The sequence below is a fragment of the Limnovirga soli genome, from assembly GCF_013106755.1.
Classification (GTDB): domain Bacteria; phylum Bacteroidota; class Bacteroidia; order Chitinophagales; family Chitinophagaceae; genus Limnovirga; species Limnovirga soli.
In genome coordinates, this window is record NZ_WHPF01000008.1 from 21134 (window position 1) to 45645 (window position 24512).

At 38.6% G+C, this 24512-nt stretch carries 14 protein-coding genes; 7 read left to right on the forward strand and 7 right to left on the reverse strand.

The window, feature by feature from the left end:
• Positions 1 to 137: 137 nt before the first annotated feature.
• Complete coding sequence (locus tag GD597_RS12265) at positions 138 to 2354, reverse strand: DUF4954 family protein (RefSeq protein ID WP_171608163.1); 2217 nt, start codon at positions 2352 to 2354, stop codon at positions 138 to 140.
• Positions 2355 to 2617: 263 nt separating this feature from the next.
• Between GD597_RS12265 and GD597_RS12270 the strand changes: the two genes are divergently transcribed.
• Together GD597_RS12270 and GD597_RS12275 are read left to right on the forward strand one after the other, a co-directional pair.
• Positions 2618 to 3199, forward strand: coding sequence for a Crp/Fnr family transcriptional regulator (locus tag GD597_RS12270; RefSeq protein WP_216368583.1), 582 nt, complete (start codon positions 2618 to 2620; stop codon positions 3197 to 3199).
• 95 nt (positions 3200 to 3294) lie between these two features.
• Positions 3295 to 3879, forward strand: coding sequence for a YceI family protein (locus GD597_RS12275; protein WP_171608164.1), 585 nt, complete (start codon positions 3295 to 3297; stop codon positions 3877 to 3879).
• 430 nt (positions 3880 to 4309) lie between these two features.
• Here the strand turns inward: GD597_RS12275 and GD597_RS12280 are convergent, their stop codons facing one another.
• The 5 genes from GD597_RS12280 to GD597_RS12300 form a co-directional block, all read right to left on the reverse strand.
• Positions 4310 to 5866 carry a CotH kinase family protein gene (locus GD597_RS12280; RefSeq protein WP_171608165.1) on the reverse strand — a complete coding sequence of 519 codons (1557 nt, stop codon included), beginning with the start codon at positions 5864 to 5866 and terminating at the stop codon, positions 4310 to 4312.
• A 186-nt stretch (positions 5867 to 6052) separates the two neighbouring features.
• Complete coding sequence (locus tag GD597_RS12285) at positions 6053 to 9421, reverse strand: T9SS type B sorting domain-containing protein (RefSeq protein ID WP_171608166.1); 3369 nt, start codon at positions 9419 to 9421, stop codon at positions 6053 to 6055.
• Positions 9422 to 9723: 302 nt separating this feature from the next.
• Entirely contained in the window at positions 9724 to 13278 is a 3555-nt protein-coding gene (locus GD597_RS12290; protein WP_171608167.1) for a VCBS repeat-containing protein, read from the reverse strand.
• A 243-nt stretch (positions 13279 to 13521) separates the two neighbouring features.
• Complete coding sequence (locus tag GD597_RS12295; RefSeq protein WP_171608168.1) at positions 13522 to 13857, reverse strand: RNA recognition motif domain-containing protein; 336 nt, start codon at positions 13855 to 13857, stop codon at positions 13522 to 13524.
• A 581-nt stretch (positions 13858 to 14438) separates the two neighbouring features.
• Entirely contained in the window at positions 14439 to 17741 is a 3303-nt protein-coding gene (locus GD597_RS12300; RefSeq protein ID WP_171608169.1) for a T9SS type B sorting domain-containing protein, read from the reverse strand.
• 243 nt (positions 17742 to 17984) lie between these two features.
• On the opposite strand from GD597_RS12300, the gene GD597_RS12305 reads away from it, so the two are divergent.
• Complete coding sequence (locus GD597_RS12305) at positions 17985 to 18695, forward strand: CPBP family intramembrane glutamic endopeptidase (protein WP_171608170.1); 711 nt, start codon at positions 17985 to 17987, stop codon at positions 18693 to 18695.
• A gap of 136 nt (positions 18696 to 18831) precedes the next feature.
• Here GD597_RS12305 and GD597_RS12310 read toward each other — a convergent pair whose 3' ends face one another.
• Positions 18832 to 20391: a sensor histidine kinase gene (locus GD597_RS12310; RefSeq protein WP_171608171.1), complete on the reverse strand. Its 1560-nt coding sequence runs from the start codon at positions 20389 to 20391 to the stop codon at positions 18832 to 18834.
• Between the two features lie 250 nt (positions 20392 to 20641).
• Between GD597_RS12310 and GD597_RS12315 the strand changes: the two genes are divergently transcribed.
• The 4 genes from GD597_RS12315 to GD597_RS12330 all read left to right on the forward strand — a co-directional run bounded on the left by GD597_RS12315 (position 20642) and on the right by GD597_RS12330 (position 24503).
• Complete coding sequence (locus GD597_RS12315; RefSeq protein ID WP_171608172.1) at positions 20642 to 22267, forward strand: CotH kinase family protein; 1626 nt, start codon at positions 20642 to 20644, stop codon at positions 22265 to 22267.
• A 178-nt stretch (positions 22268 to 22445) separates the two neighbouring features.
• A complete protein-coding gene (locus tag GD597_RS12320) occupies positions 22446 to 23219 on the forward strand; it encodes a polyphosphate polymerase domain-containing protein (RefSeq protein ID WP_171608173.1) in 774 nt (257 codons plus the stop codon).
• Positions 23194 to 23796 carry a DUF4956 domain-containing protein gene (locus tag GD597_RS12325; protein ID WP_216368580.1) on the forward strand — a complete coding sequence of 201 codons (603 nt, stop codon included), beginning with the start codon at positions 23194 to 23196 and terminating at the stop codon, positions 23794 to 23796. The genes GD597_RS12320 and GD597_RS12325 overlap by 26 nt, the downstream gene beginning before the upstream one ends.
• Positions 23797 to 23801: 5 nt before the next feature.
• Positions 23802 to 24503 carry a DUF2490 domain-containing protein gene (locus GD597_RS12330; protein ID WP_171608174.1) on the forward strand — a complete coding sequence of 234 codons (702 nt, stop codon included), beginning with the start codon at positions 23802 to 23804 and terminating at the stop codon, positions 24501 to 24503.
• Positions 24504 to 24512 lie beyond the last annotated feature (9 nt).

Consider the following 24512-nt stretch of genomic DNA (forward strand, 5'->3'; position numbering starts at 1 on the left):
TTTTGGCTATTTTTTTCACTTTTTGGCTTTTCTCTGCCTTATGTGCCTGTATAAATTGATGTTAATTAGACAGTTGTTATGCAGTACAAGTGAGTGACACAACGATGCATCATAGTAGCAAAGCAGCTGATTTACTATTAATCTAACACCTTATGCAACTGGGCTATTTTTTTTGCATAGAGCTTTAATTGCGCCTTTTGTTCTTTTATAAAGCTATTTCCACCAAGATTACCTACTACTTTTTCCATTTCTTCTGGCGTATCATACACCATCTTTCTAAAATGGCTGCTAAAGTCTTTGGCCTTTGAATCGTAAATGCTTTTAACCATCCAGCTTTTGGTATCCAGGGCTTCCTGCAACAAGTCTTTTATTTGCAGGCTGCTCAACTTCTTTAAAGTTTGCCCGTTAATTTCGGCCAAACTGCTTAAGGCATGTTGCCTTTTTTGTTCCTGATAGCTACTTGCTTCTGTTTCATAAATCGCATGCAACATTTCCCATGATTTTATTTTTCCTGCTTTTACCTTAGTTTTTATAATATTTACGGCCGTTTCTTTAATAAGCTGTCCGCCAATATTGATCCAATTGGTTCGCATTTTACGGTTGGGAAGTATTTGCAACAGATGGTTGGCATCTCTTATGGGATTTAATTCCATACAATCTATAAGTGCAGAAATGCCGTAAAAACGGATCATTTGTATAAAAAGGTCATATGATTGCTGAATTTTTATAATTATCGTTTTGCGTTTGGCATTTTCAAAACCATCAGCAATTATTTCCAGTGAATTGATAATAGTGTCTTTATTTGCTAGTAATTGCCGCCCTTTTTCCATACAGGCTTCATCGGAGAACTTTTTGCCGGGATTTTCCCTTGTATAAAATGCTTTGCCGGTAAACAGTTCAAATAAACCAATGGCTGTAAACATTTCATTAATGGTATCGGGCGCCAAATAATCATATTCCATATGTTGAATGGGCTTAATACGTTTATCCCGGTCGGCATATTTCCAAGAGTTTCTTGCCAGCGCATACATATTATACATAAACCAGTAAGCAGGCATAATTACCAGCTTGTCATTGGCAATATCAATACTTACCAGTGAAAAGGGAATGGGAATATCGAGCTCGTAACTATAATCAGCCTTGGCCAAAATGGTAAAACTGGCAAACCTTGAATTGTGTTTTAAGCTAACACATAAGCCTGGCCAAAAGCCCCGGCCGGCAATAATTTCCCCATCGGCACCACGTGAGTTATGGTTAGAGCCAATGGTTGCCCCGGCAGGTATATTACTTTGACCCATTATAAGGGCAGCACATAAAAATGAATTATTATGGTGCTGCTCATGGGCTGGAAAAATCAGGGAGTTAAGCACCTCGCAGCAGGAAATGGTGGCGTTATTGCCCAAATACGAGTTAATTAAACGTGCCCCATATTTTAATTGTGAATTAGAACCCATTATAAACCTTACAGCTTTTACCCCATAAAAAACCCTGCAGCCAAAACCAATAATACCATTTACAATTTCGCAGCCTTCCCCAATTTGAGATTTGCCTTCAGGGCTTGAATTTATAGTGAGGTTCTTAAGTTTGTTAGCACCCTTAATATAGGCATCGCTGCCAATCCACACATCTTTTATAATAGCCGTGTTTTTAATTACGGTGCGATCGCCAATTTTACCGTAATAACCACGTTCTTTTTTAAACTCCTGCTCTGTTAATAACTTAAACTGCTGCAACAGGGCTTCATCATCGCGGTATTTACTCCAAAGCCAGGCATCGCCGGGCAGCATGCCATTAAAAGGAATTACACTGCGGCCACCATTTTCGTTGCATATTTCTAACCAAATACGTAACGATTCGGGTTCCCCTTCCTTAATAATACCATTGCCAAACTTAGCATGATCTGATGTGGCCAATTCATTTACATTAAATATAATTACCTCATTACCAATTACATAATTGGATAAATGGTTTACATTACTAATTACCACATTATCCCCTAAATCGCTGCTAATAATGGTTGAATTGTATAAACCCACAGCCAGTTTTATATCACTAAATTCCAGGCAGTAGGGTTCCAGTTTGCCAATACGTACCAATCCAAAAAACTTACAGCTCTTAACCAGTTCGGGGTTAAATGCATCGCTCACCAAAATTTTATTCCAATCGTCGCTGCTATTATTATTTCTAACCAATAACTCAATTTCGTAAGCAGATAAATGGCGGTAATTAATGCCACTGCGGTTTTGTATATTTCTCAGGTAATATTCATCTTTTCCGGCAGGTAAATATTCAGGCTTTATAAAATTATAGCCCAGCTGGTCTATGGGGCTTTTTTTTATCTGGTTTTCGGCCATATAATACGGATTTTATGTAAAACGAATGTATGTATTAACTTTTATATCAGGCTTATATAACAATTACCCGGTTTAGCCATAGTAGCAAAAGGCAAATTTGTTTATTATTAGCCCGGCTCTGGAAATAATAATTGAGCCCGGTTGCGTCGCACTCTTGTACGCCATAACTTATGGCAGCAAAAAACCACCTGCTGCAAGTATTCCCAAACAGGCTAAGCGAACAATAATCCAACTCTTAGGGTTATTTTTGCGTTGTGGAAAAAATGAATGAGATATTCGATTTGTTGTTTAAAAAAGTAAATGAAAAAGTAAGCCTTTCTGAAGCTGAGCAGGAAATATGTAAGAGCTTTTTTATTTATAAAAAGATACGCAAAAGGCAATACCTGCTGCAGGAGAGTGAGGTATGTAAATACACTGCTTTTGTTGTAAAGGGTAGTTTGCGTTTATATACAGTGAACGAAAAAGGGGCGGAGCATGTACTGCAGTTTGCGCTGGAAGGCTGGATCATTGCCGATTTATATAGCTTTATTACAGGGGAGCCATCATCCTATAATATAGATGCACTGGAAGATACGGAAGTACTTTTATTAAGTAAATCCGCGCAGGAAGAAATGGTGCAGCTGGTACCAGCCATACAACAATACTATTATTTGCTTATGCAAAATGCCTATGTGGCACTGCAAAGGCGTATGACCATTGCCATAAGCCAAACTGCTGACGAAAAATACAATAATCTGCTGGCCACCTACCCCGAGATTATTCAAAGGGTGCCACAGCATATGATCGCTTCTTATCTGGGTTTTAAACCCGAAACACTAAGCCGTATCCGCAGAAAAAATTTATAAGCGTTTTCTTGACAAATGTCAATGCTTTTTCTTGCGTATTCTCAATTGCCTGTAAATTAGATGTATGTACATTTGTATTATAAAATTACAAAACGATGAAAAAAGCACTAGTACTTGCTGTGATAGCATTCATAAGTACCTCAGTATTTGCACAAACAAAATGGACAGTTGATGCAGTACATTCTTCAGTAAAATTTACTGTAACGCACCTGGTTATTTCTGAAGTAGAAGGATCTTTTAAAAAGTTTGATGGTAGCATTACCGCTGCAAAACCCGATTTTACTGATGCCTCAATTAACTTTACTGTTGATGTTAATAGTATTAGTACCGATAACGATATGCGTGACAAGCACCTGAAATCAGACGATTTCTTTAATGCAGAAAAATTTCCGGCCATGACTTTTAAAAGCACTGGCTTTAAAAAACTAACCGCCAATAAATATGCATTAAGTGGTAACCTTACCATTCGCGATGTTACTAAACCTGTTGTGTTTAACGTTGTATATGGCGGTACAGTAAAAGATGGTTATGGTAATACAAAAGCAGGTTTTAAAGCAACTGCAGCTATTAACCGTTTTGATTATAATTTAAAATGGAATGCCTTAACAGAAGCTGGTGGTGCCACTGTAGGTAAAGATATTAATATGGAAATTCGCCTTGAATTTGCACAGGCAAAATAGTTTGGACATGAGAATTGTAAAAGCAGATGCCTGGCATCTGCTTTTTTTGTGGATATAACCCAAAGTTTTACGATTTACCTGCTATTTTAATCAGGCAGAGGTGTATGGGTATAAGTTTTTTTATAAAAATATCCACCGCAAATATTTCCGCAAACGTTACCGGTTTTTAGAAATGGCTTTACCATGTTTTTTATGTGGAACTAATATTATTTTTATTTGAGCAAAGCATTTACAATAATATTATTTACATAATTCTCATAGGCAGGCTTTCATAAAGTTGCTTAACGGGTCTATCTTTCCAGATTGACCCTCATTTTTTTTAAGGCCTTTGCTGCCATGAAAGTGGAACCATGAACCGAGCGTGGCAAGTAAAGCCTAATGGTAGTTCTACTGCTTTGGCCACAAAAAATAGCAATTCTTGTTATTGGTATTATTTAAATCTGTCTCCGTTAAACTGGAAATCTAACCAGGTAATTCTATTGGTGAGAAATGTTTTTAGATAAGCTACTTCTGCCTCGTACGAACCTGCCACCTGAAAATTGAGATACACATTGGTTTGTAAAATTGGCCAGGCAATAAAATTGGTTTTTTGAGAAATGGATAGTTTGGCTGCCAGCTCATCAACATAGGCTGTTATCGTTTTTACCTTATCGGTTTTAACTGCATTCCAACGGTTGCGAATGGCAATGCGAAAAGCGGGGTCTTCCATTAAGCGCCGTATCCATACTTTGGGTTCGTGCGCCACATCTATCATTAAGGCATTTACCACATTACCCAAACGAATATCGTTATTGGCGGCAATATCAAAATCCCATACCGGGCCGGTATATATTTTTGCATTATCCCTGTCTTTATACATATAGGTACTCCAAAACGTATCGGGGTTGGCAATAATTTCATTCACCAGGTACCAGTTAATATAAGAATCAATATCAAAATACTGTTTATAGCCTGTTGCGGCATTATCAAATCCAGCGGAGAATAAGCTGTTTTCGAACATGCCTACATAATTGGTTATATAGTTACGCTGGACATCGTTTATGTCTTCATCATCCGGGTAGTGAACGGTAACCCCCATGCCTAAGGGTGTTAAAAAATTTACCGGCTCTGCATAAGAAAAACCATCCATTTCAAATAAATAACCACCACTAATGCCTGGCAATGTAGTAGTAGCTATATCCTGTTCGGCAATATTTACCTTGTCATCATCTACATCTATTTGTTCCACCAGTTCATAGTTGCCAATATACTTGCCATTTAAAATCACATCGGCATAGCGACTATCGGTAGTATAAGCCAGCCCTAAACGCCGGCTAAGTTCAAATGCCACTTCGTTACGCATTAATGTTTTATCGGCATAGTTGGCCAATAAAACCCATTGTTTACTGGTATGCATTTCCAATAAACCTGCTTTTTTCTCCAGTTTAAATTTATAGGGTTGTTTTGGCATACCCCAGGTTGAGTTGCCTCTGCCTCTTATTTCCAAATTGCCCTGGTATTGTTCTGTACCCGGCATACCGGCTTTAATACTAATATTACCGGCAACATAATCTACTGTACTTACTATGGGTGTATTGTTGGTAGAAATATAAATGGCAGGCAGTTTGGTATCTGTAAAAACAATATAGCAGTTTTTGGTACGCCCATCCTGGGCTGTAATAGTGTACACCACCAGTTTGGTAAAATCCTGAGCGGTTACGCCAGATTGTTGTACAGTATTATTTACGGTAACTTTTATGCCATCGCTGCCAAAGTCGGGGATTAAAGCACTAATATCAGTACCAGAAAAAGTAGCGGCATATACCGTATCGTTTTGAATGGTGCAGGTTATATTTTGGTACAGCGTTTTATTTTTAGCCGTAGTAAATTGAAATGAGGTAATACCTTTAATAGCCGCTGCGGGTGTTACGTCCTTTGTTTTACTGCAACCCAACACCATTAACAAAACCATACACGTAACACCAATTTTACCCAATTGCTTATTCATATTACATTTTAAACTTTAATCAGGAGCTACCTATAAAAAGCAAGGCTGTTTTAATAGAAGCCCTTGAAAAAGTGTTAGAAATTATTTTATCTCAACAATAATAAAAAGCAGGTTTATTAACCCAGCTATATCTAAAGCATACAGCATACTTGCGTCGCACTCTTGTACTGCAACAAATAATGCTGCTTATCTAATCAATGTTACTGTGCCTTTTCCTGTTTGCTTGTTATTATTATAGTCTGTTAAATCAATTATCCAAACATAAGTTCCCATATCCATTTTTACGCCTTTCAAATTACCATCCCATCCGTTTCGGGGATTGGTTGTTTCAAATATTTGCTGCCCCCAGCGGTTAAAAACAACCAGATGAAAGGTTTTTATAAACTCAGGATATTTAACCCTAAATATATCATTAAGCCCATCACCGTTAGGGGTAAAGGCTGTAGGCATTTGCAAAATGCATGCACCTGTTTTAATCAAAATATCATCTGTTGTTGACCCGCATTTATTGGTAGCAGTAACATAATAATACCCTGTATCCTTAATGGTTAACTGAGGCAATACGCTACCGTCTTGCCAAATATAGGTAATGTCGCCTGCTAATGATGGGTGTAAAACCATTTCCTGCCCCAGGCATAGCAGGGTATCATTTCCTAACGTGAAAAATGGTTTTGTAATGTAGTTGATATTAATATCATCAGTTGCAATACACCCGTTTAAATTAACGCTAACATGGTAGCTGCCTGCCTGTTTTACTGTATATTGAGATTGGGAACTATTATCCTGCCATAAATAGGTGGCACCGGTATTAAATGCATTCAAAGTCAACATATCAGTTATACAAAGTGTGGTATCATTGCCCAGCGTTACAATGGGCAATGGCTTATAAGTAACTACAATGGAGTCTTTGGTGGCGCAGCCGTTGGCAGTGGCAATTACAGCATAATTCCCTGGGGAGCTAATAGTATAATTACCCAATGTGTTGCCATCATTCCATAGATAGCTGGTGCCAGCCTGGTTAAAATTAAAACTAAGCACAGTGTTTTGGCAAAGGGTAGTATCGGGGCCTAATTCAATCACCGGCAATGGCGATACGGTAATGGTAATACTGTCTCGGCCTATACAACCATTATTATCTGTAACGCGAACAATATAATTTCCGGTGGTGCTTGCTGTAAAAACGGGTTGTATGCTGTTGTCTTGCCATAAATAACCACTTCCATTTATAATACCGGCATTTAGCAATACATGTTCACCGGTACAAATACCGGTATCGTTTCCTAAATTAATAATGGGTAAGGGAAGATATTGCACCATAATGGTATCCATATTTATGCATCCAGCATACTTGTAATGCACCCAATAGTTGCCTGTTTGCTGCACCTTAAAGCTGCTTGCAGTGGAACCATCCTGCCATATAAAACTTCCTCCGCTTACATTGGGTTGCAATAGTAATTGTTCGCCTGTGCATAATGCTGTATCTGCACCTAACCAAACAGGTACGTGGGCTGCTACTGTAACATGAATCGTATCGTATAAAGTACAGGCACCATTGGTAACCTTTACCCAATAGCTGCCGGTATTTTTCACTATGATTTGTTGGGTGTTGGCTCCGGTGCTCCATAAATAAGTGGCATTGGCAATATTGGGCTTTAACACAATACTATCTCCCTCGCAAATGGTTGTGTCAGCGCCCAGAGAAACTGTTTCTCCACTTACGTAGTTAATGGTAATGGTATCTTTTACTATGCAGCCATTAAAGCTTACCGAACCCCAATAGGTACCCTGCGATTGTATTACCAAACTATCATCGCTACTACCATCACTCCATGTATATTCCGGATTCCAGAAAGAATTTTTTTGCGGCAATAAATGCAAGGCTAACGTGGCGTTATTGCATAAGGTTGTATCTGCCCCAAAATCTGCACTCGGATAATATTGATAGTATACCCCAATGGTATCACTTGTAAAACACCCATTGCTATCATTGGCACTAATAATACAATAGCTGTCTTTGTAAATAAGAGAGTCTTTTGCACTGCTTCCGTTTTGCCAGGCTATATTGGTATAACCATCTGGGATAGTTAATAAATAGGTTGTTTTTGGGCATAGAAAAGTATCTTTTCCCAGATATAGTTTTTTTGCTTTATCCTCAACATTAATATAGCCATATCCATCCGGACAACTAAAGCCGGTGCTGCCAGTTAACACACTATATACGCCAGCTTTTTTAACGGTAATAGATTGTGTGGTATCGCCTGTATTCCATTGGTAACTTTCCCAGCCATCGGGTGCTTTTATGGTAAATGAACCAAAACAAATAGCTGTATCCTTACCTAAATCCAGGGTGGCTATGGCAGCGGCTTTTGGGTCTTTAATAAAATCATTTACAAGATCCGGAAAGCCAGACATTACAATGGGCAAATAGGTAGGGTTTACATTACACGCAAATTTTGGCAGGTTGGGGCACATAACAGCGCCGGTAAATTCCTGGTATTCGCCATCAACCAATTTGGTGTTTTTTGAAATATAGATTTTCCCATCTGGTGCCAGCTGCATGGTAAACATAATGCCATTGGGTTCGCTATACACTTTTGTTAAGGAGGCACCCACATCTGCTTCATTTAAATCGTATTGGTAAAGGCTTTCCCAGTTTAAATAATAAAGTTTGCTATCGTCTGGCGAAAACTGGATTTTTGAAACTGATTCCTTTGCCGGCAGTGTACGATAATTACTAATAATGCCTGTGGCATTATCAAAATTAAATAGCTGTATTACATTAGGTGTTACGGCGGAATATCCTGCCAGTCTATCACCGGTATGCGATGCGGTTAATGTACCTTGTACACTGTAAAATCCACCATTTACAACGGGACCAATATTACTATACACAGCCGGCTGTACCCCATTGGAAGTAAATAAAAATGCCATATAAGTATTGGATGAATACCCATGTACAATTACCCAAACATCTTTTCCATTGGCATGTTTTACAGTGGTAATTTGCCCGGTAAACCCGGCTGTAATTTGGTTGTTTATTTCTGCAAAATCTCCTAAGCCATTATTTAGGGTAAGGTCTACAATAGAGTATCCCAACCCAATGGCATTGGGGCAACGTACCTGCAAACCGGTTTCCTGTTGTAACAAATCAGCACCTGCATCCTGAAACTGAACCACATAAAATTTATTCGGGTTATCACCAAATGGTATAATATGGTACGAATATTCATCCGGGCAGGATCGTAAAAAATAATCGTTTGGGAAAGATTCGAAATTTTTACTAAACGCCAAACGATTGGCTACCAAAAACCGCATTTCACCGGTTGCGGGGTCGGAGTAGGAGATGCCTGCATTTCCGAAACTCCAATAATAATAGTTAAAAAAATCAGTTTCTGGCGGTACCGGGTTTATATAATCATAAAAAATTTCCGGGTGCCCGGTTTTAAAACTAATCATGGAGTTACGGCCATTATACCAATTTGTCCACTCCTTTTGTGCATGGGTACAAAAAGGCAAATAACAAAATATTATGCCGTATAACAACCATTTTTTCATGTGGTACAAAGTAATAGTTTATAATGGTTGATACAGCACCATTTATATAATTTTATGTAGCCGGCTATAGATTATTAATGCAGCTTTTCTTGCCACGCTCGGTTCAGGGTTCGGGTTACATGGCAGCTAATTAATTACATGCTTATTATGCCTGTGTGTTTATAATAAACCCTTTCCGTAACTAAAAGTTTTGCAGCAATATTTGTTACAGTACAAGAGTGCGACGCAAGTGCAGCTGATTGATGAACTGCTGTTTGGTTCAAAAAATTGCTTCCTAATTTGTATGGTGGAATGGCTTTATCTTATTGGTTTTGTATGGTTCTGGTTAATACACTTCCGTTATAGAATTGTACCATTTTTACCGATGTATTTAATTGTACAAACCTGGCGCTCTGCGATAAGAATGAACTGCCAAAATAAAATTCCTCCTTTCTTTTGTTGCCATTTTGTAAAGTAATAAAAGCCATTGTTTCCTGTGGTTGCAAAGGAATATTTTTAGCCGTATTATTATTGCGGAAAACCTGCAAAGGCCCCTGATTTTGTGCGCCTACAATAGCTGTTTGCTGATTGATGCTCAGGGTTAACAGGCCCTTGCCATTGCCGGGGATAAATATGCCGCTTTTAGCTGCTTTTATAACGGTAAAATTGCCCTTGCCATCACCCGCAAGCAATAAACCATTCAATGCATCATTTCTACCCAAATCTGGCGACATCGAAAATTCGTTGCCGTTTAATGCAATATCTATATTGCCATCGGCATTAAAATCTTTTGCTACTATACCATATACCGGCGACCATTGTGCCTGTGCCGGTAAAGCATGTAGAATAAATTCGTTGTTGCCCTTATTTTCTATCCATGAACTGGAAAAGTTGGTGGCACTCAAATGCAATTCATTATCCCTGTTTAGTGGCTTCAATACATCGCTCATAGTGGCTTTGCCGTAGAGCGAATAATTATTGAATTGTTTTTTAATCAAAGGCATTTGCTCGGCCAGCTGGTCACGGGATGCAGCAGGAAATTCCTCCTTTTCTCCATGTGGCTTTATAGCCCTTTTAAAGCTTAACAGCACGTCAAATCCATTATTGCCATCATAGTCTTTTGCATACAAATTTACAGGCTCAGTTTCACTGGCTTTATATAAGCCGTTTAAACCATAATTGCCTGCAATAAAGTCCATATCGCCATCATTATCTATATCAGCGGAAGTAATACTGTTCCACCAGCCAATGGCTTTGCCGGCAGGCGTTTCGAGCGGTATAAAATGGCCCTTGTTGTTAGTGAAAAAACGAATACCCATCCATTCGCCGGTAATAATTAAATCAGGGTCGTTATCATTATCAATGTCAGAAAAAACGGCATCCGTTATCATGCCAATATTTTCCAAATCTGGTGCCAATGATTGTGTAGCTAAGGAAAATTGTACTTTGCCATTGCTGCTATTATTTACCAACAAATAGCCTGATTCAGGTTTGGGATATTCGCCGGGAATAACCCTGCCGCCAACAAATAAATCCAGGTCTCCATCGGCATCAATATCTGCAGCCTTAACGCAACTTTTACTGCCAGGCAATGCAGGTATGGCAAGTGTATCTGCCACAAAATTACCCTTGCCATCATTCAGGTAAAGTTTATCGGCATAGGCTGCATTTCCTTTGGCCAAAGCAAAGCCTGATTTTGTGATATAAACATCAGGGTCAGTATCATTATCTGCATCAAAAATACAGATGCCACCATCCTCTGTTTGCTGCTGTTGCATTAACTGGGTAAATAACTGAAGGCCAAATTTTCCATCTGCTTTTTGTATAAATAATAATGGGGGTTGTTTGGTACCGCCGGCAGTTATTATGTCATCCAGGCCATCGGCATTTACATCAGCTGCTGCAATGGCCGGGCCATAGGAGGTAAATTTATGAGGTATAAGCCGTTGGCTATTAAAGTCAACAAAATCATTTTGTTCATGTAAAAAGCCAAGCCCGGTTTTACTGGTAATATTGCTAAACCAATTGCCTGTTGCCAATGCAGGTGGAATAATGCCATTTTGTTTTTGTGAAGTTGCATAATTTACCAATAAAGTTTGATTGGTATTTACCTGCTGTTGAACTGTTTTCTTCCCATCAGGCCATGTAATAACCAGGGAATCGATGATAGTAGTATTGCCAGTGCCAAAATGCAACACCTGCTCCATGGTTGACATATAGCCCCGAAATGGTGAATACTCAGCCTGTTGGTGATTGCCCTTGTAAAATATATCAGCCGTGGCACCAATGGCATTTCTATTGCTGCTATCGCCTTGTAGTTGAATACGTAAAAAATTAGGTGGGTTTTTCTGTTGGTTAATGGTGTTTTCTAAAATAGAAGCCGGCATATTGGTATTGTTAATTACTACATCCATATCCCCATCTCCGTCAAAATCTGCATAGGCAATCCCAGATGAAAAAGTGGGCATATCCCAACCCCATTGTGTTGTTTTATCAGTAAATGTGGCATCGCCGTTATTGCGATAAATATAATTGCTTAATTGTACTGCAGGTAATTTTTGCAAAAGTTCTTCGGGCTTTAAGTTGCTGTTTTGTTCCCGGTAAGCAATAAAATCAAGATCTGTAATATCTTTTGGTAAACCATTGGTTACCATCAGGTCTTTAAACCCATCCTGGTCTACATCCAGCAACAATGGGGCCCAGCTCCAGTCAGTAAATGCAATGCCGCTATAATATCCTGTTTCGCTAAAATAGGGGTTGGTTAAACTATCCCCTTCAATAATGCCCGGGCCCATATTTATTTGTAGGGTATTGCGCACTGTTTGATAGGGAAACCCAAATTGTTTTGTATATAAATACCAATTATAATCTACCGGGTTCATCATCATTTTGCTTCGGTAATTATCTTCGGCGGCCATATCGGTTTCAATAATATCTACCAATCCGTCATTATTAATATCACCCGCATCATTTCCCATGGCGTTTAAACTGGTATGTTTAAAATATTGTTGCACCCTGTTGGTAAATGTGCCGTTTTTATTGTTGATGTAAAGAATATCTCCTGATAAATAATCGTTGCTTACCAGCACATCTTTCCATCCATCTTTATTAATATCCAGAACATTAACGCCCAATCCATAGCCTTCCCATGTTATACCAGCCTGTTTTGAAACGTTGGTAAAATAAGCATGTTTTAAAGTGGGGTTATAATCATTTCTGTACAATCGGTCGGTTGTTGGTGCGCTTCCATCGCTTCTTGGTGTACGAAAAGTATTGGGTCGTTCCTGATTTAAATCGTTTACCAATAAGTATACATCCAGGTCGCCATCATTATCATAATCAAAAAAATTGGCCATATGGGTACTGGTAGTATCTGCAAGGCCATATTCAGCAGCCATATCTTTAAAAAATGGTAGTCCGGTATTGCCTTTAAAACCCTGATTGATATATAATAAATTTTTACGCTGCTCCGGGTTTTGCCAGGTAGATGCACAAACATACATATCCAGTAAACCATCATTGTTAATATCTACAATGGCCACACCGCGGCACCAGCGTTTATCTCCACCTACGCCGGCTTGCTCTGTAATATCTTCAAAATGAAAATTGCCCCGGTTAAGGTATAATTTATTACCGCTAAGGCTGGCTGTAAAATATATATCCGCCATGCCATCATGATTAAAATCGCCAATACCCACGCCACCTCCATTGTACAGGTATTCGTAATTCAACATGTTAATCATGCTATTCTCGGTAATAGAATTACTAAAACTAATGCCGCTTTCTTCGGCAGAAATAGCTTTAAATAGCACAGGGCTATTGGTATTACAGGCAGAAGCTATAAAAATTAAAATAGTACAAGCAATGGCTATACGCATAAACAACTTTTATTGGAGAATTAAAAGTAAAGATTCCTCTTTTAATCAGTTCATGCATAATTAACACATGAAAGTAAAATGGGGATAAAGGCGTGTATTGATGTATTATGGGCCCGGCTATTAGTAATGCATCGGGCTTTACTTGCGTCGCACACTTGTACTTAGGGTTAAGGGGCAGCTAAAAGACAATAGGTTGCTATTAAATAAAAAACGCCGCAGTAAAACTGCAGCGTTTGAATATAATTAATATCTGTTTCTGTCTCGGTTGGGATATCCACCACCACTGTTTCCGCCACCTCCACGGTAACCACCACCGCCACCACCACTTGGTTTTTTGGGGCGATCTTCAGCTTGTTTAACAACTAATGGTTTTTTACCCAGTGCAATATCATTTAAGCCATCAATGGCTTCTTTGGCTTCATCATCATTTTCCATTTCTACAAAACCAAATCCCCGGCTTTTACCGGTTTCTTTATCAATAGCCACTTTTGCAGAGTTGATCTTACCAAATTTCTCGAAGATTTCTTCTAATTCGGCGTCATCTAGGTCGTATGGAAGGCCAGCAACAAATAAATTCATAGTGATGTTTTTTGTAAAGGTACAAAACAAAAATGGCTTTGCTTTGGTGTTTTAGGTAATTTATATGTCATAAAACCAGCTCACTGTAATTTCTTGTGCTGTAATTATGGCCTTAGATGCTGCTTATTGTAGACATTATCTAAAATATTGCATTTAATGCAACTGCTAAAGCGGTAAAATAAACCACGATAAATACCAGCAGATTTTTTTTGCCAGCCAATTTAGATTTTGCCCTTTGCTTTACCGGGCTGTAGCTACTGTTGCTATACAAAAAATTAGCTGAGTAACCTGCGTTCATCTGTGTTGTGGTAAATGCTTGCTGCATAGGATTGATGTTTTGGATATTAATTGATATTGGTGACCTGCTGGTTAAACAGGAAGACTAAATTAGTTTACCTGTGTTTAGGTATTGAGCACAAATACCTTAATGAATAGCCGTATCAGACAAACTTTTAATGTGTGTTTTTATTGGGAGCAAACCATGTACTGGTATGTTTATGAATTTGCTGCCATTTTGTTGCCGCACAAGAGTGCGACGCAAGCGGTGTTGCATTTGGAATTTACTGCCGGGTTCAAAAAAATTATCTGAGCAGTTGTACCCAACCAGAGATAGGCTCTTTTCTATAGCCGTCGTTTAAATGCAGCACATAATAATAAGTGCCTGTGGGTAATGGCTTATTGTTATAAGTGCCATCCCATGGTGTGGGATAGCCTGTAGTGCTGAATACAATTTGCCCGTTGCGGTTAAATACTTCCAGTTTGGCTGCGGCGAAAGAGTACAAGCCATCTAATTGCCATTTATCGTTTATGCCATCTCCATTTGGAGAGAATGCATTTGGAATGCCTATTTTTTTAAGCACTCTTATATAAATAGCATCTGTGGCAGTACAATCATCTGTAGTAGTTACGGTTAGCGTGTAAGTGATATCCAGTTTTGGACTTGCCACAGGCTGTTGGGCACCTGAATTATTTAAGCCGGTAATGGGAGCCCATGCATATGTTTTAATATCGCCGGTGGTAATGGGAGATAAAATTATGCTGCTGCCTTCGATAATCACCTGATCCTCGCCTGCATTGGCAGATGGGGTTGGGTAAACGGTAATAGGCTGTTCCGCATAGCTAATACATCCATTAAAAGCAGTATATGTATAGCGAATGGTATGTGTGCCAATACCCGCTGTAGTAGGCGAGAAGTAGCCAATGCTGCTGACACCTTCACCGGTAAATTCACCTGCACCATTTATGCCCGAAGTTTCAGTAGCGGTATTGATAGTAAAGCCGGGCTTTTCTAAACAAATATTTTGTACTGGCGTAAATACCACTACCGGACTTGGATTAATTGACACATCCAGCGAGTCACTATCTATACATCCATTAGCTGTAATGGTAAGAATAAACCTGCCTGCATCAGCATAATTAGCACTTGTAATGGAAGGGCTTTGCTGTGTTGAGGAGAAATTATTGGGTCCGCTCCAGGCATAAAAACTATTGGGTGCTGTATTGTTATTGGTAAACTGGAACAGCTGGTCAACACAGCCAAAAACCTTTGCACTTATACTGGCATCCGGAGCCTGATAAACAATGGTATTAACCGTATCTGCACTACTGCAATTAAGCAAAGATGTGGTTAAAATATAAGTGCCTGTTGCTGCGGTAGCGGGCTGATTGATGATTATGTTTTGCTGATTGCTATTAAGGTTATTGGGGCCTTTCCAATTATAACTGGTACCCGGTAATGTTGTGGCGGCATTTAGGGTAAGAATGGTATTGGTACAAGCGGTGTTGCTAATGGTAGCCTGCGCCTGTGGAATGGGGTTTACAGTAACCTGTACACTGCCCACAGAATCGCCACAGGCAGGGGCGTTTACGGTTAAAGTGTACTGGCCGGTTAATGAAAGATCTGCATTATATAATACGTTACGTTGTTTGTTACTGGTGAAACCGTTGGGGCCAAGCCAGGAAAATGCTGCTGTATTGTCTAAAGCCCAGGCAGGAATTGGTGTATCTAACACGATAGAATCGCCGGTGCAAAAGGGGCTTGCTGTAAATGGGTGTGCACCCGGATTAACATCTACCCGAATAGTTACTGAATCTTTTATAATACAACTGTTTCTGGCAATGGTTACATTGTATTGACCGGTGTTTTTGCCAAATGCAGTAAAGGACGGATTTCTTAAAGTGCTGCTAAATCCAGCAGGTCCGCTCCAGTTATAGGTAACTCCGGCTCCTGCATCGGTTGCATTTAATTGCAAAAGCTGTCCAGCACACAAACTGTCTGGTGCGGTTACAGTGCTAACTGGTATATCACTTACTAAAACCGTAATACTGGTGGTATCTATTTTACAGCCGGCCTTGGTGGCAATACAGGTATATATACCAGAGTAGGCCGGTATAGCATTGCCAAGCACAGGGTTTTGATCAGTAGAACTAAAACCCTGCGGTCCGTTCCATTGAAAGGTAACATCGTTGGTGGCGCCCACATCGCAGGTAAGGTTTAAATCCTGACCCGTACATAATGACCCATTTAATGGTGTATTACTACCGGCAACTGCAGTTAAACTATTATAATCGCTAAAATAGCCATACCTGCAGCCCGTTTGTGCATCACCATGAATTATACTTAATTGAAATGCCTGCAGGTTGTTTTTTACAATAGCGGCAGCACCGGCAGCTAATTGTGCCGTACTAAGCTGGATGCGGGCATATTTCCAGGCACCATTGGTATTTGATACATCGGTAAATTGGCTAGAATTAATGGTGCTGGTATTGCCATTAAATGTAAAACCTGCTTCTCCACCTTTTGGCACAAGAATATTCATAAACAAAGGCTCCGTAGTTGCCCTGGTAAAGCCCACTGTTTTAGAACCGGTACATTCAATTTGTGGCAATAATGCTTCTGCCACTTCGCAGCCAAAGCCAGATAATTGAAATACATAGGTAGGCTTGCTGGTTTCTATATAAAATACGTTATTATAAGATTTTTGTAAAAAGGTTTCTCCTTTTTGTACATTTCTTGTTAATGCGCCGTTTACATAAATGTCAGTATTGTCTTCGGTACCTAAAATAAAAATATTATCAGTAGGCTGGCCTAATGGAATGTTTAAATAACCGGGTAGGGTAATATACTTGGTACCAATCAGATTAAGAGGTACAATTTGGTCGCCCCCAATATCATAGCAGCCTCCATAACCGCCACCGGTAATTGAATCATCTTTTACAGTTATGGCAATGGGTTTATCTGCAGTTACTACAGAGCCCATCAGGTGTTGATTGCCCGTAAGCCCGCTGGCTACTGCCGAATAGGTTTCGCCCTTATTTAAAACAATGGTAAATGGTACACCTGCCTGATGACCCGTTATGCCATTCTTGGGAGTAATGGTAACTGTGGTATTATTTTCGGTGGCAACAATATCAAATGATGAATTGGCGGGTGGCGTAAATACCACATTATCCATAATGTTTTGCGATGGAATCATAAAACTCTTACCCAACGCATTTCGCCCTTTTAGCGAGAATATATCTGTATTATTGGTTCTGCCTGTTTCGTAATAAGCCGTTATAAAGGCAGATGATCGAATATATATGCCGTATTTTAATTTTTGGTCGGCGGGTTTGTTCTCAATAATATCTATAGAGGAAGTAAGGTCCAGTGTTCTGGAGCTATTGGCGTTTAAACTTATGGTAATGGGTGCAAAACTGCTATTGGCCGGTTGCGATACCACAATAGTAGCTGGTTTGTCCAAAGAGGTAAAGCGAAGAAATATCGGTCTGTCGCCATGGGTGCTGGTTACCTCGGGTGCCACAAACCAAAAACTGGTATCTGTTTGGGCAAATATTTTAAAACTGCATAGCAGGCAAATAGCAACCGTACATATTTTTTTCATCAAACCTCTTTTCTTTTGCACGAAAGGTAATTAATACTCTTAAGAAACTACTTTTCCGGTTTATTGTTGTGTGTAAAATTTCTTTGTAATAAATAATTTGGGCGTTCCCCTGCGGGGCCGGGCTTTTCGCTGCAAGTCCTCGCCACCAGTGGTGGCTGCGGGCTTTACGCTGCAATCCCTAACGCATTTTATAGTATACACTTACGCTATTGTAAAACAATATTTTTAATGTTAATTTTAGCCATGGCAATAACAACTCCAGTTTATACAAAAAAATCTTTGCTGGCTGGTATACTATTTTGTTTGGCATTGGTTTTTGGTGCACTTTTATTGTCGGCCGTATATTTAATGCCTTTTTTAAAAGCGCATCAGGTGGCGGCCGATTTGGTATTTCTTTCCTCCAGGTTATTATTATGGCTGGTGTTGCTGCTTTTGTATTTGTATGTTATAAAAACGGAGGCTGGTCCATTTTTGATTTGGGGTAATACCACTTTAACAATAAAGAAATCCATTATGCTGGTTGCAGGCATATTATTGGGTATTTTTTGCTGTGGTATGCTGTCGGCTATAATTGCCAAAGTATTTGGATGGAATATGCAAAGTGCCAGATTTAATGAGGCTGTAAAATTATTTATTCATTATCCTTATCTGGTATATTTTACTGCTATAACCGCTGGTATTACTGAGGAATTGTTGTTTAGGGGGTATTTGTTACCCAGGTTGCAATTGCTGGTAAATAATTCAATGTTTTCTATACTGCTTTCTTCCTTGCTTTTTGGACTTTTACATTTTGGCTATGGCACTTTGTTTAATATGCTGGGGCCCTTTTTTATGGGAATTGTATTTGCTTTTTTTTATAATAAATACAGGCATATGGGTATTTTAATTATTGCACATAGTTTATGGGATATATTGGCCATTCTTGCCAAAACATCGGTAGCTCCATTGAAATAGAGGCGAGTGGCAGGTGATAAAATCTTTGCTGCATATAGGCCCGAACGTACAAGAGTGCGACGCAAGAATGCATCATGTATAGGTTACTGCCTGGCACAAAAAATGGTTAACTATAGCGTATTAGTGCAATGCGTATTTAAACCGTTGTTTCGTTGAAATGAATAATAAATGTAGTGCCCTTATCTACTTCGCTTATGGCATGTATGTTTCCACCAAGTGATTCTATTTGGTTGCGGGTTATAAATAGGCCCACGCCTCTGGCATCTGGATGATTATGAAATGTTTTGTGCAAGGAGAACAATTTATTGCCATGTTTAATCATGTCAATGCCTTGTCCGTTATCGGTACAAACCAAAGTAATAAGGCCAGTTTCGCTTATATTAGTTTCGAAATATATCTCTGGAATACGATTGGGTGATGCATATTTAAGTGCATTGGTTAACAGGTTTAACATAATGCTTTCCAGATAAACTTTGGGATATTGTACCTGAGGGCAACTGGTAAAATTGTAAGTAATTTTTGCTTTTGCATCTGTTATTTGTGCATATAAACTTTCTATTAAATGGAACAACATGTCTTCGAAACTAAGGTTGGTTCGTTCAATATCAGTATTGGTAGTAATGTTTACAACCTGGGTAAGTTCCTGCACTGTGGTGGATAATTGCGCCTGCACATCAAATATTTTCTGCATCACAAATGTTTTTACTCCATCATTTTTTTCTTTCTTGTATAAGGCTGTTAGGGCATGCAAATTGGCAATAGGTGAACGCAGGTTATGCGATACCATGTAAGAAAAATCCTGTAACCTTTTTCTTTTTAATTCAAGCCTTTTGGTTAACTGGTTTAATTCCTCAATGGTTTGAATTAGTTTAATTTCATTGTTTTTACTTTCACTAATATTTTTTGTAATAGTTAAAACCGATTCAACTTCGTTATTGGATTGATTGATTAAAGGAATCATTTGAACAGCAAAAAAGGCAATACCCTGTTTTTCTGTAACACTTTCTATTTCATATTGTAAAGAAGTGGCTGTACTAAACACTTTTTTTATGCTTTCGGTAAATTGGTGGGTATGCGGGTGATTGGGCAATACTTCGTACGGGGTTTTACCCAGGTAAAAATCCAGGCTGGTTGAAGTAAGTGTTTGCATAGATTCGTTAATGAATTCGTATTGCAAATGTTTATTAAAGCGAGTAATAATATCGGGATTGTTGTTTACCAATGCCTTAAACCTGAGTTCACTTTCCTGTAATGCGGCATTGGCTTTGGTAAGTTGTAAGGTTTGTTCTTCAATTATTTTTTTTAGTTGTGCCGGTGTTTTTAATTCCAATGCTTTTGGAATATTTTTTATAAGTACGTAAACAGTAATCCAGGATATAATGGCTGTAATAAATAAGAACAGCGCATTTAAACGATATACCGGAAACCAAAACATAATGGCATCGGTAAAATGGGTGATGCCACAGCCTATTATAAAAAGATTAAACCATGTGAAAATATTTAGAAAGGGCAGGTCCTTCTTTTTTCTTATAAAGGAGAATATGAGAAAGGGTATAGTAAAATAGGCTGCCCAAATAGCCAAATTGGAAATAATGTACAACCAGCCATGCATTTCGGTCCATTTCCCACACATCCATCTGGGCATAAATCCGCTTGTGTCGAAAAGGGTTTTAAAAAAATCTTCAATTGATTGCATAGTTGTTTGTTTACAAAAAATGATGGATAAAACAAATGTTGAACTTTGCCAAATTTGGCTAAACTAAAAAGCAATTCTTAAGAAATTGGAATGGCTTTTTTGGGTATTGAATTCTTTTTAGAAATATAAATCTACACTAAAATGGAAGTTTTTTAAACCTTACCAAATTACACAAATTAGTTTGAATTGTTATATGTGAATTATATAAAGTAGGAGATTTATTGTAGCTTGCATTAAATCTCAGTCCTTAATGTTGAAACGATTGCTTGTATCCATTATCTTATGGTTAGCTATGCCTGTTTTAAAGGCACAGGTAAATTTTACATCCTCTAATTTGCCGGTTTTTGTTATAAATACCCATGGTCAGTATATTCCCGACGAGCCAAAAATTACGGCCGATTTAGGTGTAATCAATAATGGCGCAGGTAAACGCAATAACCTTGGCGATGCATTTAATGAGTATAATGGAAAAGTGGGTATAGAAATGCGTGGACAATCCTCACAAGGTTTCCCTATGAATTCGTATACCATTGAGCTTAGAAACGATACCGGTGCCGAAGTAAAAACCACTTTGCTGGGTATGCCCGAAGAAAGCGACTGGGTGCTGTATGCGCCTTATACCGATAAAACTTTAATGCACAATTTTTTGGCCTATACCTTTTCGGCCAGTCTGGGCCATTGGGCGCCGCGTTGCCGTTTTGTAGAAGTAATGCTTAATAACCAATATATTGGTGTATATGTTTGCATGGAAAAAATAAAACGCGATAAAAACCGGGTAGACATAAAAAAGCTTGAATCACCGGATATTGCAGGTGATGCACTCACAGGGGGATATATTTTTAGTATTGACAAAGAAGCCAATGCCTGGTTTTCGCCCTATCATCCAAATAATAACCCCAATGCTTACCTGCAATACTCCTATGTTTATCCAAAGCCAGAGGATATAGTAGCACCGCAACAACAATATATTCAACAGTATGTAGACAGCTTCGAAAATGCTTTGGCGGGGCCTACTTTCCAAAGCCCCGCTACCGGTTTTAGAAAATATGCTGATGAGAACTCTTTTATTGACTATCTTATTGTAAACGAAATAAGCCGTAACGTAGATGGCTACCGGTTAAGCAGTTATTTCCATAAAGATCAAAGTAGTATTAACGGTAAAATTGTTGCCGGTCCTGTTTGGGATTATGATCTGGCCTTTAGAAATGCAGATTATTGCGATGGCTCGCTTACCCATGGATGGGCCTATAATTTTAACCAGGTTTGCCCGGGCGATTATTACCAAATGCCATTTTGGTGGCAGCGTTTTATGCAGGATACCACCTTTCAGGCAAATCTCTACTGCCGTTGGCAACAGGTAAGGCAAACAGTATTGAGCAATACAAGAATTTTTGCCATTATAGATTCTGCGTACAACGTAGTACAGGAGGCCCAGCAAAGGCATTTTACACAATGGCCTATTTTGGGGCAATATGTATGGCCAAATCCCCAACCTATACCCACCAGTTACGACGGGGAAATAAGCACCCTTAAAACCTGGCTTACCCAACGGCTAAGTTGGTTAGATGATAATATGCCCAAAACAGGCATATGTGTAAACTGGCCAGCCACTAATAAGGGCACTATAATATTAAAAATACCCAATCCGGTTATTAATTTTTACCTGGGCAATATACAATCCAAACAATCGCAAACATTGTATGTACGCGTAATAGATATGCTGGGTAGGGTAGTGTATGCAAACACTATGCAGGCGCAGGCGGGGGCAAATGCTTTCCCTGGTGCAGCTGGCTTAAATAGCTTGCAAACAGGAATATATTTTATACAAATTATTAGCGAAACTGGTGAAAAAGTAGTGATGAAAGTGTTACGTTAAAGCAGGCTGTAAACAATAGCAGTAAAGCAATGGTGGGCCGGGCTATTGCACTACCATTTAGCAGCCGTTGCGTCGCACTCTTGTACGTTCAACGCTACAGGCAGCAATAGTAAGGGTGCAATTTACGTTCATTACATACTGCAAAGCCAATATTCAACTTTAAAAATTTTATTAGATTTTGTATACGCAACTAACAGCAGGTTTTGAAATACTATCTCTTGAAAGCTTAAACGAACGGGCTTTATTACAAAACAGGCACGATATAAAATATGTATTTCCTATAAGCATGCTAAACAATATCCTGGCAGCATTAAAGCAGGATTATGCAGTATTAAGCATCAATAATAATTGCGTATTTGAATATGAAACCATGTATTACGATACACCGGAATTATATTTTTACCAACAGCACCACCTGGGCAGAACTAACCGAATTAAGGTGCGTAAAAGAACTTATGTAGATGCCAATACCCATTACCTGGAAGTAAAAATTAAAAACAATAAAGGCCTTACAGAAAAGTTCAGAGAACCTATCTCCATGGAAGAAAGCAAGGCACCGCCTGCTGCATATAATCGCTTTTTTAGCAGGTTTATACCCGGCACCATAACCAATTTGCAGGAAATACTTACCGTGCATTATAACCGCATAACGCTGTTGCATAAAACCAATATCGAAAAAGTAACACTAGATATTGCACCATGTTTTATGCACGATAACCAAAAAGCAGTTTATCAGCAATTGGTAATTGCAGAAGTAAAGGTAGAAACAAAAGAAAATGCCAGCTTTTGCGCACTAATGAAAGCGCATCATATAAAAGCAAGATCGTTAAGCAAATACTGTTTGGGTGTTATATCATTAAATAAAACCATAAAGTATAATAATTTTAAAAAGCAGTTTACTCATATCATAAAAACCAATAACCAAAATGAACTTGTTACAGATATTGAATAATTTTTCCTTCACTGAACTTAATGCAGCCATGGGCTTTAGGTATGTTATTAATATGGTGGCAGTTTTTGTATTAATAAGAGGTATCTATTACAATACCTATCATCGTAAAGATTTATTTCTAACTTTTTTCTCTTTTAATACCATCATTTTCTTTGTTACTTATTTGCTTAATAAGGTAGAAATGACAACAGGTGCAGCTTTTGGTTTATTTGCAGTGTTCTCTATACTCCGGTATCGTACAGAAGGTATTTCTGCAAAAGATATGACCTATGTTTTTTTATGTATTGCTATTGGTTTGTTAACCGCTGTAAGCAATGGTTCATGGCTAGATGAATTGCTTATTTGCGCTTTAATAATTATACTTACCTATTTATTGGAAAGTAGTAAATGGGTTAAAAAAGAAAGTAGTAAAACGGTGTATTACGATAACATTCAACTGGTACACGAAAGCAATAAAGAAAAATTGTTGCAAGATCTTATCTTGCGCACCGGACTTACCATACACCGTATTGAAATTGTAGATATCGACTTTTTAAAAGATTCCAGTAAAATAATTGTTTTTTATTTTGAAAAATAACTGCCATGACATTCAAGTATAATAAAGGGTACTATTTTTTAATCCTGCTTTTTTTGGGCAACACAGTATTTGCGCAAACCACTAAAGAAGATCCGGTTGACTGGCAGGGATGGTATGGTGCTTCTTTAGATGCTGACCTGCCAAATAAATGGGCTGCCAGCCTGGAATATCAGGCCCGCTATTTTAATAACCTGCAAACTTACAACGGTTCTTATATTAGCCTGGGTGGTTCTAAAAAAGTAGCTGAGTATTTAAAAATTTTGGGACAGTACAGGATTTCTTTTGTACAAAATGGCACTTATCAGCGGTTTACAATTGGCGCAGAAGCCAGTACAAAAATTAACGCCTTTGAGTTAAGTGGTCGTGCCCTTTTGCAAAATAGTGTGCAGGATTTTGACGATAATACCAAAGCAACAGATCAAAGCACGTCCTGGCGGGTAAGGGCGCAAACAAAGTATCGCATTTCAAAGGGTTTATCGGCTTATGCTTCGGTAGAACCCATTATGCAATTTGGTGGCCGCCATTTTGTAGATAACCTTCGTAATACTGTAGGACTAAAGGCTAAAATTGCCAAAAATACAAAGCTGGATGTATATTATATTCTACGTGCAGATTACGCTAAAAAATACAACCGCACATTTAATATTATAGGTGTTGATTTTAATTATACCCTTAAGTTTAAGAATCAAAAGGCAAATTCAAAATAGCCCAATGGC

Bases quoted from the DNA above. Each gene is read 5' to 3' on its own strand.
- GD597_RS12295 (WP_171608168.1), bottom strand. From the start codon at position 13,857: ATGAATTTATTTGTTGCTGGCCTTCCATACGACCTAGATGACGCCGAA.
- GD597_RS12300 (WP_171608169.1), bottom strand. From the start codon at position 17,741: ATGAAAAAAATATGTACGGTTGCTATTTGCCTGCTATGCAGTTTTAAA.
- GD597_RS12285 (WP_171608166.1), bottom strand. From the start codon at position 9,421: ATGAAAAAATGGTTGTTATACGGCATAATATTTTGTTATTTGCCTTTT.
- GD597_RS12310 (WP_171608171.1), bottom strand. From the start codon at position 20,391: ATGCAATCAATTGAAGATTTTTTTAAAACCCTTTTCGACACAAGCGGA.
- GD597_RS12305 (WP_171608170.1), top strand. From the start codon at position 17,985: ATGGCAATAACAACTCCAGTTTATACAAAAAAATCTTTGCTGGCTGGT.
- GD597_RS12270 (WP_216368583.1), top strand. From the start codon at position 2,618: ATGAATGAGATATTCGATTTGTTGTTTAAAAAAGTAAATGAAAAAGTA.
- GD597_RS12280 (WP_171608165.1), bottom strand. From the start codon at position 5,866: ATGAATAAGCAATTGGGTAAAATTGGTGTTACGTGTATGGTTTTGTTA.
- GD597_RS12290 (WP_171608167.1), bottom strand. From the start codon at position 13,278: ATGCGTATAGCCATTGCTTGTACTATTTTAATTTTTATAGCTTCTGCC.
- GD597_RS12330 (WP_171608174.1), top strand. From the start codon at position 23,802: ATGACATTCAAGTATAATAAAGGGTACTATTTTTTAATCCTGCTTTTT.
- GD597_RS12265 (WP_171608163.1), bottom strand. From the start codon at position 2,354: ATGGCCGAAAACCAGATAAAAAAAAGCCCCATAGACCAGCTGGGCTAT.
- GD597_RS12325 (WP_216368580.1), top strand. From the start codon at position 23,194: ATGAACTTGTTACAGATATTGAATAATTTTTCCTTCACTGAACTTAAT.
- GD597_RS12315 (WP_171608172.1), top strand. From the start codon at position 20,642: ATGTTGAAACGATTGCTTGTATCCATTATCTTATGGTTAGCTATGCCT.
- GD597_RS12275 (WP_171608164.1), top strand. From the start codon at position 3,295: ATGAAAAAAGCACTAGTACTTGCTGTGATAGCATTCATAAGTACCTCA.